At 41.8% G+C, this 16,319-nt stretch carries 13 protein-coding genes and 1 pseudogene; 1 reads left to right on the top strand and 13 read right to left on the bottom strand.

Annotation, left to right across the window (positions count from 1 at the left end; all coding sequences use genetic code 11):
• Positions 1 to 10: 10 nt before the first annotated feature.
• The 13 genes from DESOR_RS14575 to DESOR_RS14515 all read right to left on the bottom strand — a co-directional run bounded on the left by DESOR_RS14575 (position 11) and on the right by DESOR_RS14515 (position 15,975).
• Positions 11 to 1,045, bottom strand: a complete 1,035-nt coding sequence (locus DESOR_RS14575; RefSeq protein WP_014185351.1) for a tripartite tricarboxylate transporter substrate binding protein — start codon at positions 1,043 to 1,045, stop codon at positions 11 to 13.
• A gap of 315 nt (positions 1,046 to 1,360) precedes the next feature.
• The gene (locus DESOR_RS14570; RefSeq protein WP_014185350.1) at positions 1,361 to 3,214 is read right to left on the bottom strand and encodes a sigma-54-dependent Fis family transcriptional regulator; all 1,854 of its coding nucleotides are present in this window, start codon (positions 3,212 to 3,214) and stop codon (positions 1,361 to 1,363) included.
• A 116-nt stretch (positions 3,215 to 3,330) separates the two neighbouring features.
• Positions 3,331 to 3,954, bottom strand: coding sequence for a fumarylacetoacetate hydrolase family protein (locus DESOR_RS14565; RefSeq protein ID WP_014185349.1), 624 nt, complete (start codon positions 3,952 to 3,954; stop codon positions 3,331 to 3,333).
• A gap of 35 nt (positions 3,955 to 3,989) precedes the next feature.
• Positions 3,990 to 4,736, bottom strand: a complete 747-nt coding sequence (locus tag DESOR_RS14560; protein WP_014185348.1) for a TSUP family transporter — start codon at positions 4,734 to 4,736, stop codon at positions 3,990 to 3,992.
• A 232-nt stretch (positions 4,737 to 4,968) separates the two neighbouring features.
• Positions 4,969 to 5,931, bottom strand: coding sequence for a bile acid:sodium symporter family protein (locus tag DESOR_RS14555; protein ID WP_014185347.1), 963 nt, complete (start codon positions 5,929 to 5,931; stop codon positions 4,969 to 4,971).
• 333 nt (positions 5,932 to 6,264) lie between these two features.
• Positions 6,265 to 8,919: a molybdopterin-dependent oxidoreductase gene (locus DESOR_RS14550; RefSeq protein ID WP_014185346.1), complete on the bottom strand. Its 2,655-nt coding sequence runs from the start codon at positions 8,917 to 8,919 to the stop codon at positions 6,265 to 6,267.
• A gap of 122 nt (positions 8,920 to 9,041) precedes the next feature.
• The gene (locus DESOR_RS14545; protein WP_014185345.1) at positions 9,042 to 9,323 is read right to left on the bottom strand and encodes a TIGR04076 family protein; all 282 of its coding nucleotides are present in this window, start codon (positions 9,321 to 9,323) and stop codon (positions 9,042 to 9,044) included.
• 30 nt (positions 9,324 to 9,353) lie between these two features.
• Positions 9,354 to 10,070, bottom strand: a complete 717-nt coding sequence (locus DESOR_RS14540) for an ABC transporter ATP-binding protein (protein ID WP_014185344.1) — start codon at positions 10,068 to 10,070, stop codon at positions 9,354 to 9,356.
• The gene (locus tag DESOR_RS14535) at positions 10,070 to 10,810 is read right to left on the bottom strand and encodes an ABC transporter ATP-binding protein (protein ID WP_014185343.1); all 741 of its coding nucleotides are present in this window, start codon (positions 10,808 to 10,810) and stop codon (positions 10,070 to 10,072) included. Before DESOR_RS14535 ends, DESOR_RS14540 begins: the two co-directional genes overlap by 1 nt.
• Before the next feature lie 25 nt (positions 10,811 to 10,835).
• Positions 10,836 to 11,819 carry a branched-chain amino acid ABC transporter permease gene (locus DESOR_RS14530; protein WP_014185342.1) on the bottom strand — a complete coding sequence of 328 codons (984 nt, stop codon included), beginning with the start codon at positions 11,817 to 11,819 and terminating at the stop codon, positions 10,836 to 10,838.
• Positions 11,820 to 11,834: 15 nt separating this feature from the next.
• Entirely contained in the window at positions 11,835 to 12,707 is an 873-nt protein-coding gene (locus DESOR_RS14525; protein WP_014185341.1) for a branched-chain amino acid ABC transporter permease, read from the bottom strand.
• Positions 12,708 to 12,777: 70 nt separating this feature from the next.
• Positions 12,778 to 14,058, bottom strand: a complete 1,281-nt coding sequence (locus DESOR_RS14520; RefSeq protein WP_014185340.1) for an amino acid ABC transporter substrate-binding protein — start codon at positions 14,056 to 14,058, stop codon at positions 12,778 to 12,780.
• A gap of 204 nt (positions 14,059 to 14,262) precedes the next feature.
• The gene (locus DESOR_RS14515; protein WP_014185339.1) at positions 14,263 to 15,975 is read right to left on the bottom strand and encodes a sigma 54-interacting transcriptional regulator; all 1,713 of its coding nucleotides are present in this window, start codon (positions 15,973 to 15,975) and stop codon (positions 14,263 to 14,265) included.
• A 20-nt stretch (positions 15,976 to 15,995) separates the two neighbouring features.
• Between DESOR_RS14515 and DESOR_RS31025 the strand changes: the two are divergent.
• Positions 15,996 to 16,046: pseudogene (locus DESOR_RS31025) on the top strand (hypothetical protein); the annotation flags it as partial.
• Between the last annotated feature and the right edge of the window lie 273 nt (positions 16,047 to 16,319).

Raw genomic sequence — 16,319 nt, 5'->3', positions numbered from 1 at the left:
TCTAAAGAGATTATTTTTGAGCTGCGACTTGATCCTTTACTGAATCCCAAATGTCTTTAAAGGTCGTTTCCTGATCTTTGAGATATTTAGCATAATCGTCCCCTACTTTAAGGTCGATGGGCAGGGCTGCATCATGTAATCCCTTTTGGAATTCCGGATCTTTGGCCATTTGAGTAAAAGCGTCTTCCAGTTTCTGTTTGACATCGTCAGGGATTCCTTTGGGAGCACTGTAACCGCGGGAAGAACCGGCCACCATGTCAACACCAAGTTCTTTCAGGGTAGGAACATCCGGAAGCAGGTCGTTTCTATTCTCAGCATATAAAGCCAATGCTCTGACGTTTCCGGCTTTTACCTGGCTGTATACTACTCCCAGGTTAGTGGAGCTTGCTTGAACCTTATTTCCTGCTGCAGCTTGCCATGACGGACCGTCTCCCTGGAAGGGAATTTGTTTTACGCTTAGGCCTGTGGCTTTTTCCCATTGCAGAATTGAGAAAAAGTCATCTCCCCCTGTTCCCGAATTCCCAATGGTAAGTTGTCCCGGATGTGCTTTAACATAGTCCACAAAGTCTTGATAGTTTTTAAAGGGACTGTCCTTAGAAACTACGAGAATTCCAGGGTCGGTAACAACATTAGCAATTGGCGTAAGTTCGTCAATGCTGTACTTAATATCGGAGTTCATCAGGTAGTTGGTCATTAACATAGGTGTATTGGTAATACTGATCGTGTAGCCATCATTTTTAGTTTGTTTGGCCAGCTGTGTCCAGGCAATGGCCCCCGTTGCTCCAGGTATATATTGGTTTACAAAGGTTTGCCCGATAATTTTCTGCAAATAGGGCTGAGTCATTTGGGCCAGCTGATCACTTCCGCCGCCGGCTTTAAATCCTTGTAAGACAGTGATCGGTTTGGTGGGATAATTTGAAGCTGCTTGGTTCGAAGAACCTGTGGTTGAGGACTGATTTGCAGTTCCGCAGGCCGTTAGGGTTAAGGCCAGGGTCAATACCAGCCCTGAGAGAGCAGCCTTTCTAAAAAACGTCTTCTTTTTCACTTTAATTTTCCTCCTTCTTATTACTTATAAATGATTGCTTTTTTATGGAATTTCTTAATAATTCCATTAATTCAAGAGGCATTAACTCCTGACATCCCTCCTAGAACTGTGAGATAAGAGAAAAAACTCTTTAATCCCCATTCATTTGTAATAATACTGTGAAAATTTAATATTTACTTAAGTATTAAGCAAGAAGCGTGCCAAGCTTAGATAAAGAAGACCCCTTATATTTTAAGGGGTCTGAAGGCATCCCTGTGTTGCAATGCAACATACGCAACATAGGGATGCAACAAACGCAACGCTGCAATGGATGTCTTAGGAATTAACCTCCAGCTTTTTCAAACGCCGCCAAAGGGTAGAACGGTTAATTCCTAAAATCTCACAGGTCATAGCCTGGTTGCCGCGGCACTGTTCTAATGTTTCTAAAATTTCTTCATCTGTCAGCCTTTTGGAGAAGTTGCCTATTCTTTTGGCATTAGATACCTTGTTTCCTTTGACGCTGAAAGCCAAGAATTTGCGAACAGCCGATTCATCTAAGGCATTATCTTCCTGAAGGACCGTAATTTGCTCGACAAAATTATATAATTCCCGTACATTGCCGGGCCAGTCATGATCTAATAAAGGTTTTAAAGCCCCCTCTTTAACCTGAATTGAGGGATTTAGCTTATTTAGGAAAAACTCAGTCAGAAGAAGAGCATCCTGACCTCTCTCAGATAAGGATGGTATATCCACCCTTAACACATTAATTCGATAATATAAATCCTGTCTAAAACGCCCATCGTTTACCGCATCCCATAAATCTACATTTGTTGCCGCGATGACTCTAATATCTACGGGAATGACCCTATCTCCGCCCAAACGTACAACTTCTTTTTCTTGAATAACTCTTAACACTTTTGCTTGAACCGATAAACTCATATCTCCAATCTCGTCAAGGAAAATGGTCCCCCGATGGGCTAATTCGAACAAACCCATTTTCCCGCCCTTGTTGGCATCCGTAAAACTGCCTTCGACATATCCAAATAATTCACTCTCCAGTATTGATTCCGGGAGAGCGGCACAATTAACGGCTACAAAAGGCCCCCGATTTCTGGGGCTTTCATTGTGTATGCTTTGAGCAAACATTTCTTTGCCAACCCCGGTTTTGCCGATAATGAGCACAGTGGCGCTGGATTTGCTGATGCGCTTTGCTTTATGAATAGTCTGGATCAAGGATTCACTTTGACCAACAATGTCATTAAAGGTATATTTTGCAATTAAACCACGGCTATGCTGCTTTCTCCTTAACTTAGTTTCCATATCTTGAATTTCCTTGACAGGCTTCAGGGTAAACACTTCTCCGTTTCTGACTCCGTGATCTTGGATGTGTTCAATAGTCAAAATATATTGTTGACCTTTAATTGTAATTAGTTCGTTATTATTGTAGGCCCCATTAAGAATACCTTCGATGTTCTTATTAAGCATATCCCCTGCTGACAATCCCAGGAACTTTTCGGCTGCGGGATTACAATGGGTTATTCTCTGCCCGCTGTCCGTTGCCAAGATTCCTTCTGAAAGCTTGTTTAAAATGGTGCTGATCCTCTGCTGGGATATGGCTTCTTTTCTGCGCAGAATTGCCAGGTCTTCCGCTTGGCTCAGAGCTTCATAGATAGCTCTCTTCCCTGAGGCAATCAGAATTCCTTGAATTCCTAAATTTGAAGCCAGATTGCTTGCCATCGTATCACCGACGATCACTTCTAAGCCTTGATTAACTTCTTCTTTAAGACGATCCTGCAATATAATAGAGCTGTCGATGGGAATTTCTATGATTTCCAGTTTAAGATACTTTCCCACTGACGAAGCTTCATAAATTGTATTGGAATAACCGACGACACCAACCTTGTAACTGAAATATGAGGCCGCGTGTAAAGCTTTCAACAAATCAATCGTTGAAACTTTTATCTGAACTGCTGGGATCTCAGTGATCTCTTCTTGAATTCTTAAAAAGGTTCCGCCGCGGCTAATGATTGCTTCGCAGCCTGCTTTAAGTGCCTGCTTAGCAAGTTCAATCCCTTTCGTTTTCAAATTGCCAATTAGTATGTCGCAATTAAATTCTCTCTCCTTAATAACGTTTTCTGCTGTATGGGCAATATCTTCATTGGGTGCAAGGAGACATAACTTTGGCCGCATTTGAGATCACCCGCCTCATTTTATTCATCATCATTATAACATCTAATTGAAAGCAAAGGAGCTTACCTGATGGCAAACTCCTTTGCTGATAGAAAAATGAAAAATGTTATAATCTCTTACTTAAGTTTAACCGTAAATTCTCCCATTTTCGTCTGATTCCACTTCATTACTAAATGATCTCCATCAGACACCGGACCTACGCCGGCAGGCGTTCCTGTAAATATAATATCCCCTTCACCAAGACCAAAGTGCTTAGCTATATATTCCAGAAGTGTCGGTATATCAAATAACAAATCTTTAATATTACCTCGCTGAACCTCTTTCTCGTTTATTTCAAGGGTAAAATCGCTCTTCGCAAAATCCTCTAAGCCTGAAAAAGAAGTCCAAGTTGTTAGGACAGCAGAATTGGGAAAGCCCTTCGCCAGGAGCCACGGGTAACCTTTTTTCTTTAGTTCGTTCTGCACATCCCTTAAGGTAAAATCAATGCCAAGGGCTATTTTATCAATAAGATCATCGACTTTTAGTCCCGGCTCATAACTTCTGGAGATATGAATTACAAACTCAAGTTCATGGTGAATCTCGCCATAACTTTGGGGCAGAATAATTTCATTGTTATTGGCTTCGGCAACAGCATGAGACGGCTTTGAAAAGAGAAGCGGCTCGCTGGGAATCGCATTATTGAGTTCTTTGGCATGTAAAGGGTAATTTCGTCCTACACAAAAGATGTTTTTAATTGTCATGATCATTCTCCTTTAAATTAGTCTATGTTAACTATTTACCAAATCATCAATTTCAGGGATACCAGGAATGACATAGTCAGAAATATCGGTTTTACTAATCTGGCGCCCCTAGTGATTGCCAGCCTCGTCCCTACCTGGGATCCGATAATCATGGCTATCGCCATGGGAATTCCGTATTGATATAAGATTTTCCCATTCCAGGCAAAAAGGATCAAGGAAGCCAGGTTGCTCGTAAAATTAAGGACTTTAGAATTCGCTGAAGCTGAAACAAAATCAAAGCCGTATACAGATATAAAAGCAAATATAAGAAATGAACCCGTGCCTGGACCAAAAAACCCATCATAGAATCCCAAAGAAAAAGCAAAGACTATTCCTAGGAGTAAACTTGAGGTTTTATAGCCATTAAATCTATTTTCTATTCCTAAATTTTTGTTGATAAGAGTATAAATCCCCACAAAAATAACCAGAATAGGGACTATTTTATTCAGAAAGTCCGGACTGATTCTGAGAACAGACCACACACCTAAAGAAGCTCCCAGGAAAGTAAAAGGCACTAACCATTTAACCAACTGAAAATTTACTTTTCCTGAACGGGCAAATGTCAGCGAACTGTTAAACGAGCCCATGGAGGAAGCAAACTTATTGATACCTAAAGCCAGGTGCGGCGGTATTCCAACCAGTAAGAGAGCAGGTAAGCTTATCAGCCCGCCGCCTCCCGAAATCGCATCGACGGCTGCTGACAGAAAACCAAAAATACATATAATTATTATACTTGAAATCATTTTTTACCTCATTTAAGCTTAAAAATCAGCATTATTCCAACACTCAAATGGACTGAACTATTTAATTTAGCGCTTATCGCCTCCCGGTGTTCTTTAATGGATTATAATCTTTTAGCCTCATTCCCCCAGTATTAATATCGCTATACCTAAATATTAAATTATGCAAGATATATGCCAATCGTCCCAATCTCAAAATCTTTATGTAATAATAAAATTATTAGTAGATATCTGGTTATGCTATTGAGTCGATTTTACCATGTTTTTTAAATAGTTGAGCGACTATGCCTGCGATAGGATGCTGGAAAAAGGTTGCCAAAGTAACCGGCACAGCGACCTTAACCGGAAAATATGCCATAGCCAGGACAACCCCAAAAGAGATATTACGCATCCCTATGGTGTAGACCATTGTTACCAGCGTCGCAGGATTGATCTGGCGGAGGGGTAAAGAGCCGAGAAATCCTAATATGAAGCCGCATGCTACTAAAAGGCCGATTATCACCAGCAGCCTAGCAAGGCCAAGATCCCAATGTATTTCCGGTACGATACTGCCGGCATTTAATGCCACCATCAAAAATATGGCTATTTTCGATGAAAATCCGCCGATAGAACTTGTCAATTTTGACAGACGATTGTTTGTCAAATCATGAATGATCATACCTGTAAGACTAGGCAGGGATACCATTAACATGAGCTCCCAAATCATACTTATATAATCTAATTGAACTGTCTTCCCAAGTACTATCGAGAAAAACAGCGGCAATAAGAAAGGGCTGATAATTGTATCCATTGTAATCGCGACGATGGAAAGGGCCATATCACCACTTACAATTGAAGTCCAAATTAACGATGTTACCGCAATGGGAATGGCGGCTTGAATTAAAAAGCCGGTCCTTGTATAAATGTCTTGCGGATAGAAAATTATTCCTATACCCCAAGCAACAAACGGCATAACGAAATGAACCAGAATGAGAATCCAAACAGCAATCCAAGGTTTTTTTAAAACTCGGAAAAAGTCTTTAATACTGGTGTCCAGGGCACTAATAAACGTCATATAGGCAAACAAAATTACAACCAACCTGCTGGTCAGGGCAGACTTTGGAATGGCTGTTATAAAACCTGCACCTATAGCCGCGATAACAAGAAGAAACATGCGCCGGCCTAACCAACTATTCCAAGCAGCAAATCTATTCAGCATCAATATCTACCTTTCTGTTTTGGGATACATCTAATATCTTACCGCAGTTCGGGTTATTCCCCTATTTTATAACTATAGCACTTATTTTCTAAGTGTCTAATAAAATAATTGATGCTCACTCCATACCATGAATCAATCGTCTGCACTTTCCAACGAAACACGTATTACCATATTTCCATATGAACATTTCTATTTTCATTTCTCATACAATGCTCTTTTATAATCAAATAACCAAGGCTGTCCCCTGAAAAAGTAAATGAAAATTCGTTAAAAATGCCAGTCCGACTTTGAAATGCGCATTTCAAAGTCGGACTGGCGTGGCGGCAGCGCTGATTAATTGTCCAAGGCTGCTTTAATCTTATCGGGTGTTGCCGGCAAGTCGCAGATCCATATTCCTATTGCATCCTTAATGGCACTAATAATCGCCGGAGCAGTCGGGACCATCGTCATCTCACCAACTCCTGTTGACCCCTTACCAGTACCATGCACTCTAGGCGTCTCTCTGATGATCGACTCCATTTCGAATGAGGTTCTTATACTCGGAAACTTAAATGTTACCCAGTCTTTTGTCTGGCCTGCAATATACTGTTCACGAAGAGCAAACCCAGCACCCATATCTGCACCGCCTTCAAGCTGTCCTTCATAGGTCTGAGGGTTAATTACCGGTCCGCTGTCCACTGCGGTGGTCATCTTGAGAACCCTAACATTACCCGTTTCAGTATTCACCTCAACTTCGGCTAATTGTAACGCATGAACCTGAGACTCAAAGGAAGGCCCTTGGCCAGTTTTGGGATCCAGTGAACCGGTTTCAAGAGTAGTCTTTGTTCCAACATAGTAAACCGGACGCCCAGCTTCTTTAAGTTCCTGATAAGTAGTCGCCCCTAAATCGTTCATTGCCTGTTTTAGCTGTTTAATTGCGTCTACTAAAGCCCCTCCCACCATGTAAGTCATTCGGCTGCCAGCTGCAGGTCCTGTGGCGCCGGCATAGTCTGAATTTTTCGTCACTAGACGAATTTTGTTCAGAGGTAATCCTAAACCGTCAGCAGCCAACTGAGTAAGCATTGAATCGCTTCCTTCGCCGGGATCGGCTACAGCGGCATAGATAGTTACTCCGTTGTCGGAATCAAGTTCTATTTTTACAACAGCTCGATCACCGGCTCCCCCAATACCAAATGCACCAGCTCCCAGCCCGACACCACGCCGGATTACGCCCTTTTTATGTTCCCTGGACTCAAGGAGACTTCGTTCATAGTGGGGACGCATAGCTTCACAGAGTTCAGGGAAAGGCCACTGTTCTACGATACTGCCTGTGGACTTTGATTGACCCGGCTTCAGAGAGTTCAATATCCGCATAGTCAATGGATCTATTCCCAGCTTATCCGCCAGCATATTAACCGCGCACTCCAAAGCAAAATGAGCTTGCGGCGGGCCTGCTCCCCGCGCTGCAGATCCCCAGGGATTATTCGTGTAAGTCAATTTACTAAAAGCGTGTACATTGGGTATGTTATATGCGCCTGAAAGCATTTGCATTGCCCGGTTGATGATCACATCACCATTTGAGTGATACGCACCGTTGTCCACACTGATATCAATCTTATAGGCGGTGATCCTGCCCGTGCTATCTGCACCAAGCTTAACTTGCATATCGAAAGGATGTCGTTTCGGCGTCATCAGCATTGACTCTGTCAGACTGGGGATGTAACGAACCGATCTCTTAAAGAATATGGCGGCACCAGCAGCAATACCCTCCGAGGTAACTTCCAATTTTATGCCGAACTGTCCGCCTGTATAGGCTTCTTCGTAGCGCATATTTTTCCAGCCAAGGGCCTCCTGAAGCATACTCAGATGTTTGTGAATAAATATGCTGCGTCCAATGACAACGAGCTGGGCATCATTACCCTCGCCTTCAAAGTAAGCGACACATGCCTCCGGCTCGAGGGGCGCTTGATGGTTCATCTGAGTGGTGAAATGCGCTTCAATAACCGTTGTCGATTCAGTCAAAGCTTTTTCCGCATCACCTTTTATCTGGGGTTGAATAAAACATAGATTTGGCCTATCATCATGCAGTTGAATTGCTCCGTCGGCCATTGCCTCTTCAGGTGAATTCAATACGGGTAACAGTTCATACTCCACATCCACCATCCTGGCGGCCTCCAACGCCTGAGGGCGGGTTACTGCTGCTACAACTGCCACAGGATCGCCGATATAGCGTACTTTGTCTTCGCAGAGAACGGGACGGTCGGCAACAGTGTATTTCAAACGATTAGTGCCCATGATGTCTTTTGCCGTCATAACGCCCACTACCCCGGGCATGCTTAAAGCGGACGAATAGTCTATCTTTTTAATTAAGGCATGAGGATGTGGGCTTTGTACAGTAACTAACTCCAGAGCTCCGGGAATGATAATATCCGCTGTAAATTGTGCTGTGCCGCATGCTTTGGCCAACCCTGACGGGCGAGGATGAGAGACACCGTACATAGGGCCATTGGGATCAGGTCGTACTTCATCGGGTGAAATCTCATTCCGAATAAACCGGCCTGCCAACTTTACAGCATCGATGATCTTGACATAACCTGTACAACGACACAAGTTGTGACGTAGGGCTTCTTTTATCTCTTCTGTACTGGGATTTGGATTTGCATCTAATAAAGCCTTGGCAGCCATAATTATGCCGGGAGTGCAGTAACCACACTGAACGGCTCCAGATAAAACCATAGCCTCTTGTATAAGGTGAGGATTCTCAGGAGTGCCTAAGCCCTCAACAGTGATCACCTCGGCGTTATCCAGTTTTTCAACCTTTAACAAACAAGATCTGACTGCCTTGCCGTTGACTATAACCGTGCAAGCACCGCATTGACCTAACTTGTCGCAGGATTGCTTGGTTCCTGTCAAATGGAATTTGTCACGAAGCAAGTCAAGCAGGGTTAAATTCGAGTCGGCAACCACGTGACGTGAAGTGCCATTGACTTTAAGAAGTATTTTTTTCAATAAGATTCTCCTCCAATTACAATTTTCATAAATTAATGTCGATACCCGAGACCAAACATGTCAATCCCACCCCCAATCCAGCAAAAAATCATTATCATCAAGAAACTTAACGTCCATATCAGTTATTTCCCAGTAAATTGGCAAAGCTTAAAAACCACCGGCGCACAATAATCCGGGCACTGAACCGTCACATCTCCATCAAATCCTAAAGCCTCTGGAGTCACTTTCTTACGCAAGGCGAAAACAAAGGGATACATGGCATTTAGAGCTGTAACACAAACATGATTAGAGGACTCGAAATCAATGAGCGGTCCGTCAATCACTATCTGATCGCCTGGCTGATATAATTTACATTGGGAGTTTAAAACTTCGATTTTGATTTTATCCTCATTAAAAACAGCCATCAGATATCCTCTCTTTCTCCTCAAAATTGATTAATGCCCCCCTAGATAAGCTGCTTTGACTTCCGGGTCACTAATAAGATCACTAGCTTTACCACTCTTTAAAACTACTCCATTTTCCAAAATATAAGCACGATGGGCGGTACTTAAGGCTGTCATTGCATTTTGTTCAACCAATAAAATCGTCTTTCCACTATGATTGATGCGCTTAATGACGGCAAAAATCTCTGTGACAATCAAGGGAGCCAGCCCCATCGACGGTTCATCCAGCAATAATGTATCGGCTCCAGTCATTAAAGCCCGGCCAATTGCCAGCATCTGTTGTTCTCCACCCGAAAGACTGCCGGCTGCTTGTTTTTTCCGCTCTGCTAAACGTGGAAATTGTTTATAAACATCTTCCATGTCCTTTTTAACTTGATCATGATCTTTTCGGTTGTATGTAGCAAGAATTAAGTTTTCTTCAACAGTTAACTTTGTCAGCATGCCCCTTCCTTCAGGAACATGTGATAATCCTTGGCGAGCGATCATGTGAGAAGGAGAATTTGTAACGTCCTTATTTTTGAACCTTATCTTTCCGGAACTCGGGTGCACCATGCCGGAAATTGCCCGTAGAGTACTTGATTTTCCAGCTCCATTCGCTCCGATAATCGTCACGATTTCTCCTTCCTCGATATAGAACGAAATCCCCTGTAATGCTTTAATAACCCCGTATACAACTTCAAGATTTTCAACTTCCATAATTTTTGGCATTAACTCACCTCCGCTTCGCCTAAATATGCTTTAATCACTTTGGGGTTACTTTGCACCTCTTGTACTGTCCCGTTAGCAATTGCTTGACCAAAATTCATGACCGTTACATAATCACAGAGACCCTCCACCAGTTTCATCTGGTGCTCAATTAACACAATGGTTATATCACTGAACTGCTTTTTTACTTCTTGAATTAAACTCACTAACCCAAGGACCTCTTTGGGGTTCATTCCTGCAGCAGGTTCATCCAATAATAATAATTTCGGTTCTGTAGCTAAGGCTCTTGCTATCTCCAGCTTCCTTTGCATTCCATAAGGTAAATTCCCTGCCTTTTCGTTGGCCCGCATTTCAAGTCCAAAGAGATTAAGCAAGTCCTCTATTTTGTCAGACATTTCCTTAGCTTTACTCTTTCTTAACCCTCGATGACAAATTTGACCGACATGGATATTCTCTATAACGTTCAGATCATTAAATAAACGTAAATTTTGAAATGTCCTTGCTACTCCGAGTCTGGAAATCTCGTATGAGGGTTTGCCAACCAGACTCGTTCTATCAAGAACAATACGACCGGCTGTTGGTTTATATATTCCGGTAATCAAATTAAACAAGGTTGTTTTACCTGCGCCATTCGCTCCAATCACTCCATAAATAGTTTTACGGTTAACGGCGATATGCAGGTCCGAAATGGCCTTCAACCCACCAAACATATGGGTAAGATTTTCAATTCTTAACAATTCCATAGGGCCTCCTTCTATAGCACATACCTTAAACTTTTGATTTGCGAGTTGGGGTAAGTATGGTCGTGAAAACACGCCTGTGTACACCTTTCCAAACTTTTGGCAAACTCAAAAGTCCTTCAGGCAGAAATAGGATTACAAGACAGATCGCCACCCCAAGGATAATTAGATACGCAGAACTTTGGCCCCATGCAGCCAGCATATATTGATTCCCGACATAAAGAACAATCGCCCCAATAACCGGCCCGAATAATGTTCCGATTCCCCCCAGGAGAACCATGATCACCATTTGATCAGCAATCAGTGGCCCCAACACACTGTCCGGATGAATAAACGTAATCCAATAAGCATAAGCCCCGCCTATTATCCCAGCAAACATTGAGCTAAGTGAAAAAACCTGGTTCTTAATCCAAGTTGTATTTAATCCTAAAGTTCGTGCAGCAGTTTCTTCCTCACGTACAGCCTTTACTTTCAGGCCAAAATCGTGATTTTCGAAAAAGAAATAGGCGACTATGAAAACCAGCAAGGCCAGACCCAACATAACGAAGTAAAAGAAATAATCATCAAGCATCGGCGGCAAACGCATCCCTTCAGGACCACCTGATATGTTAATGACCAGAACCAATTGACGCATCATTTCTGCAAAGGCCCATGTCCCTATGGCAAAATAAGAACCGCTGAGACGTAGTGTCGGATATCCTACCAAAACTGCAAAAATGTAGGTCAAAATTCCCGCAATCAATAAGGCGATAAAAAACGGCAACTGTAATTGGGTCATCAGTAACCCGGTAATGTAAGCGCCCAGACCAAAGGAAGCGCCATGACCGAAACTAATATAACCCATATACCCGCCAAGCATATTCCAACTTAAAGCTAAACCAATCCACATCATAATACCCGTCGCGATCCGCAATTGAAAGGATGGAATAAGATAAGGCAAAACACCTAAAACAACAAGAGAAACTATCGAAAGGATCAATTTCCTAGGACTAAACGATAGTGATTTTATCAAGAAGATACCTCCTTTCTACCAACCTTTTCCCAAAATGCCTTTCGGGAGAAATACCAGAATTAAATACAGGATAAAAAATAAGATCAAGAATACATAAGCCCCGCCAACATAGACGGAAACAAAACTTGAAATCAATCCCAGAAGCAAGCCGGCAATGATTGCTCCGGAGAAGGACCCCATGCCTCCTGCGACAACTACAAAAAAGGCAAATGCTGTATAGCGTAATCCCATATCAGGAAAAACCGAAAAAATACAACCTATAAAGACACCTGACATTGAGGTTAAGCCAACATAGATGGCATAGACCAACCGTGCAATTCGATGCCCATCGATACCCATTAAACCGGCAACCGATTTATTCTCAGCTGCTGCTCGAATCGTAATCCCTGTCTTGGTACGATAAAGAAAGAAGGCAAAAGCTACTGTCATCAAAATCGAAAATAATGTAGCTCCTGCTCTTATAGCCGGGACGGTTATCCCGAATATTGACATATTCTTTTCAGATAACACAGTCACGAGATTACGGTTGTTAAACCCCCATAACGTTAAAGCGGAACCTCTGAATAAGGTGGATAAACCAAAGGTGAACGCCAAGCCCATGAGAGCCGCACTTCTGTGTTTGATATTTACAACTTTTTGAATGACAGGCTGAAAAAGATAACCGATTAAAGCAAAAAACAAGGCAATCGCCGGTATGAGCATCAAGGGATCATAATGCGTATAATGATTAATCCAAAAGGCACTAAAAGCCCCTAACATTATCCATTCTCCTACGGCAAAATCGACAATATCCATGACTCCATAGGCAATAGAAAATCCTACTGCAACTGCAATAAAAATTCCACCAATTAGGATACCATTGACCAAGGTTTGCATTAGCAATTCCATATGAAAATCCCCCTTGGGATTATAAGGAAACCTGAAGCCAAGTTTCCTTATAATCATTCATTAGTATGATTTAACGAGCATTGAGAGCTGGAACTGGATAAATAGGATCTTTGACTTTCATATTCTCCGGGCCGACAACAACTTGTTCACCATTAACCATTTGAACAACCATAGCTTTTTGACCCACATTATCATGGTACCAGTTTCCCTCAGTTGCGAATTTAATGGTCCCAAAAACAGTATTAACTTCGGTCTTTTCAAGTGCCTTGGCCAGTTGTTCTCTTTGCTGATCAGAGAGAGGGGGCTTTGCTCCGATCTCAGCTAATGCTGCCATAAAGGATTCGCCGGTAGTTGAACAACCTGCTGCAGTATAATCGGGAACAGCATTATATTTTGCTTGATAGGCTTTTACATAATCTTGAACTGTACCAAACAAGTTATCTTGGAGTTGTAAACTAGGTGTCCAAGGAGCGGCACCAAATACATAATCGGCATCTTTTCCAAGATTCTTGGTAAAATCCGGATTCGTAATACCATAGTGCATAACGAAAGCTTTGGGCATCAACCCTAACGACTTTGCTCCTTTGATAATCTGCATATGTTCAGTTTCATGGCCACCTACGGCAACTACATCGGGGTTAAGTTGTTTCCAAGCGCTTATTAACGGCGTAAAGTCTGTACCTGCCGGAACAATATCATACTTAACAACAGTCATTCCATTTTTCTCAGCACTTGCTTTAAATGCCTCTGCTACTGCTTTTGAAAAAGCGTCATTAACACCGAGGATAGCAATTGTTTTTGGCGGATTGGGTACTTTAGATAGAGTCTCTAAAGGCGAAATGGCTGTTAAATCTGCTGCGGGAATTGTACCAAACGTATAAGCAAATTTCTGTGTCCATATTGAGGGCGATTCTGCAGACCCTGTAATCATTGGAACTTTGTATTTATCGAGAATTGGAGCCACAGCCTTTGTAACACCGCTGGTATACGGTCCAAGAATGAAATCCACTTTCTCGGATGTGATCATTCTTTCCGCAGCATTGGCTCCTGCAGAAGGATCACTTTGGTCATCAGCATAAACTAGCTTAACCTGGTAGCTCTTATCCCCAACTTTAATACCGCCTTTTTGGTTCACAGTATCAGCCCAAAGATCATATCCATATTTCGTAAGATTCCCACCCTCAACTTCAGCACCAGACAACGAGGTAATAACCCCTACCTTAAAATAATCTCGAGCATCCGAGCTTGCGGTTCCGCCCGATGGAGCACTGCCGCAACCGGCGGATGTTCCAATAAGGCCTACCGTCATAACTAACGCTAAAACATGTTTAATCGAGAACTTTTTAAACATAGTTTCTCCTCCTCAAAAGTCTTAGCAATATGTGAGTTGTTGCGTTTACCGGTTCTTAGGTTTCATACCGTACTTATCTTATCTCAACTCCTTCCTTTTCGAGCTATGTATAAACAAAGGTACTTCTCAAGACAACCTTTAGAAAAATACCTAAATCAAGGGTAATTAGAATGTGCTGGCTGATTTTTCTAAAAACATGTAAACTTATTCCTTAATAATACCGTAACGCTGCATTTTTCTTACTACCGTTGATTGGTTAATCTCAAGAGCATCTGCCATTCTATAGGTATTGTGAAATTTGAGTAAGGCCTTGTTTAATAGTTGTCGTTCCATTTCTTCGGTGGCATTTTTCAGAGGACAAATATCCATCACGAAAACCTTTTCGGAACTCCCATCGGTATGTACAATATATTCCGGTAAATGAACCGGTAAAATCTCCAAACCATCTACGGTTACTACCAATCTCTCAACCAAGTTCTCAATTTCACGGACATTACCCGGCCAATTGTAATTAAGCAACAGATCCATCGTCTCAGGAACAATCATTTTATGTACCTCATATTTTTGGAAGAACGCCTTTAGAAAATGCTCAATGAGAATTGGGATATCCTCTTTACGCTGCCTAACTGGCGGTACGACAACGGGAATCACATTTAAGCGATAATAAAGATCCTCCCGAAACTTTCGTTCTTTAACCTGTCGGGGAATATTGCGATTTGTAGCAGCAATGATTCGGGCATCGATATCGATATAGTCACTTCCTCCAACCCTTCTTAGTCTTCTGTCTTGGATGACATGTAATAACTTCACTTGAAGATTAAGAGGCAGTTCACTGATTTCATCCAAAAAAACGGTTCCACCTCCAGCGGTTTCAAAAAGACCCTTCTTACCTTCTTTTTTTGCCCCAGTAAAAGAACCTCCTTCATATCCAAACAATTCCGATTCCATCAGATTCTCCGGAATAGCACCGCAGTTGATCGTAATAAATGGAAAATTACAACGTTTACTCATTTGGTGTATTTTTAAAGCCACCACTCCTTTGCCAACACCTGACTCCCCTTCTATTAAAACGGTTGAATCAACGGTTGCGACCTTTTCGGTAAGTTCAATGATTTTTTGCATGGTGACACTTTGGTTGATAATTTCGGCAGTCTTTATCCTCTCCTTGCGTAACTTCGCTATCTCAAGGCGATAATTATCCATTAGTTTTTCTGTATCTTCTAAGCGTTGACGTAAATTGCTTAGTTCTGTAATGTCCCGCGAATTGGTAACGACTCGAATAATTTGTCCTTTTTCATCAAAAACCGGGTTTGCAGTAACAATGATTTTCTGGCCGCTTTTGGTCGTTTGGATTAAGGTGGTTCGCTTTTTGGAGTTTAGAACCAGAGGAGTGATACTTGGTGAAAACAATCCTAGCTTCTCTAATTTCGAAACATGTTTGCCAACTAATTCTTCAGCTTTCATTCCATACAAACGCTCACCAGCTTTGTTCACCCTAAGAGTGTAACCTTCCCCGTCAGTAACATAAATTTCGTCGTAGGAAGAACTAAAAATTGCTTCCAATTCCTTATTAAGCTTTTTTGTGGCTTCTAATTCCTGGGCAATAGCCTCTAAGTCCGTGATATCTTGAAAGGATGTAACGACCCCAGTTAATTTGGTTCTTTCATATACGGGTTTGTGATTCGAGAGTATCACTCTGCCACCGATATCAACCTTATTATTGATGACAGGGATGCCTGTGCTCAATACATCATACATTGCTGAATCCGGCAGCACCTCTCGGGCTCTTTCACCAACAATCTGGCCATCAATGCCTAATAACTCTTTCGCGGCCTTATTGCAAGCTAAAATATACCCATCTGTATTAACCATCACAACGCCATGATAAATTTCCTGAAACCCTGCTTCAAATTTCATAGTTTACCACCTCGACTAGTTATTTTTATAGCAACTTCTATGCCAACGGCATTTTAAATTCTAATTGTTAATTTTATTAAGAAAATTCTGCATATATAATTTCTTTTAATGCGAAATTGCATTTCAATTTTGCCGACTTATTATATTTTGCTCTCTTGCTTTTCTCTAGGTGGATAAACCAGCAGATGCACCTAGGCATTAAAATAATGCATTAGAGAATTATTTTAGACGAATCTTTAAACTTTATAGAATCGTTGTAAATAGTTTTTAATTATGTAATAAATTTACATACACAAAGTTATTAAAGGCTCTAATAAGCGTTTTGCACGCATATTAGAGCCTTC

This window comes from Desulfosporosinus orientis DSM 765 (genome assembly GCF_000235605.1).
Classification (GTDB): Bacteria; Bacillota; Desulfitobacteriia; order Desulfitobacteriales; family Desulfitobacteriaceae; genus Desulfosporosinus; species Desulfosporosinus orientis.
This window is presented reverse-complemented; position numbering and strand designations above follow the sequence as displayed.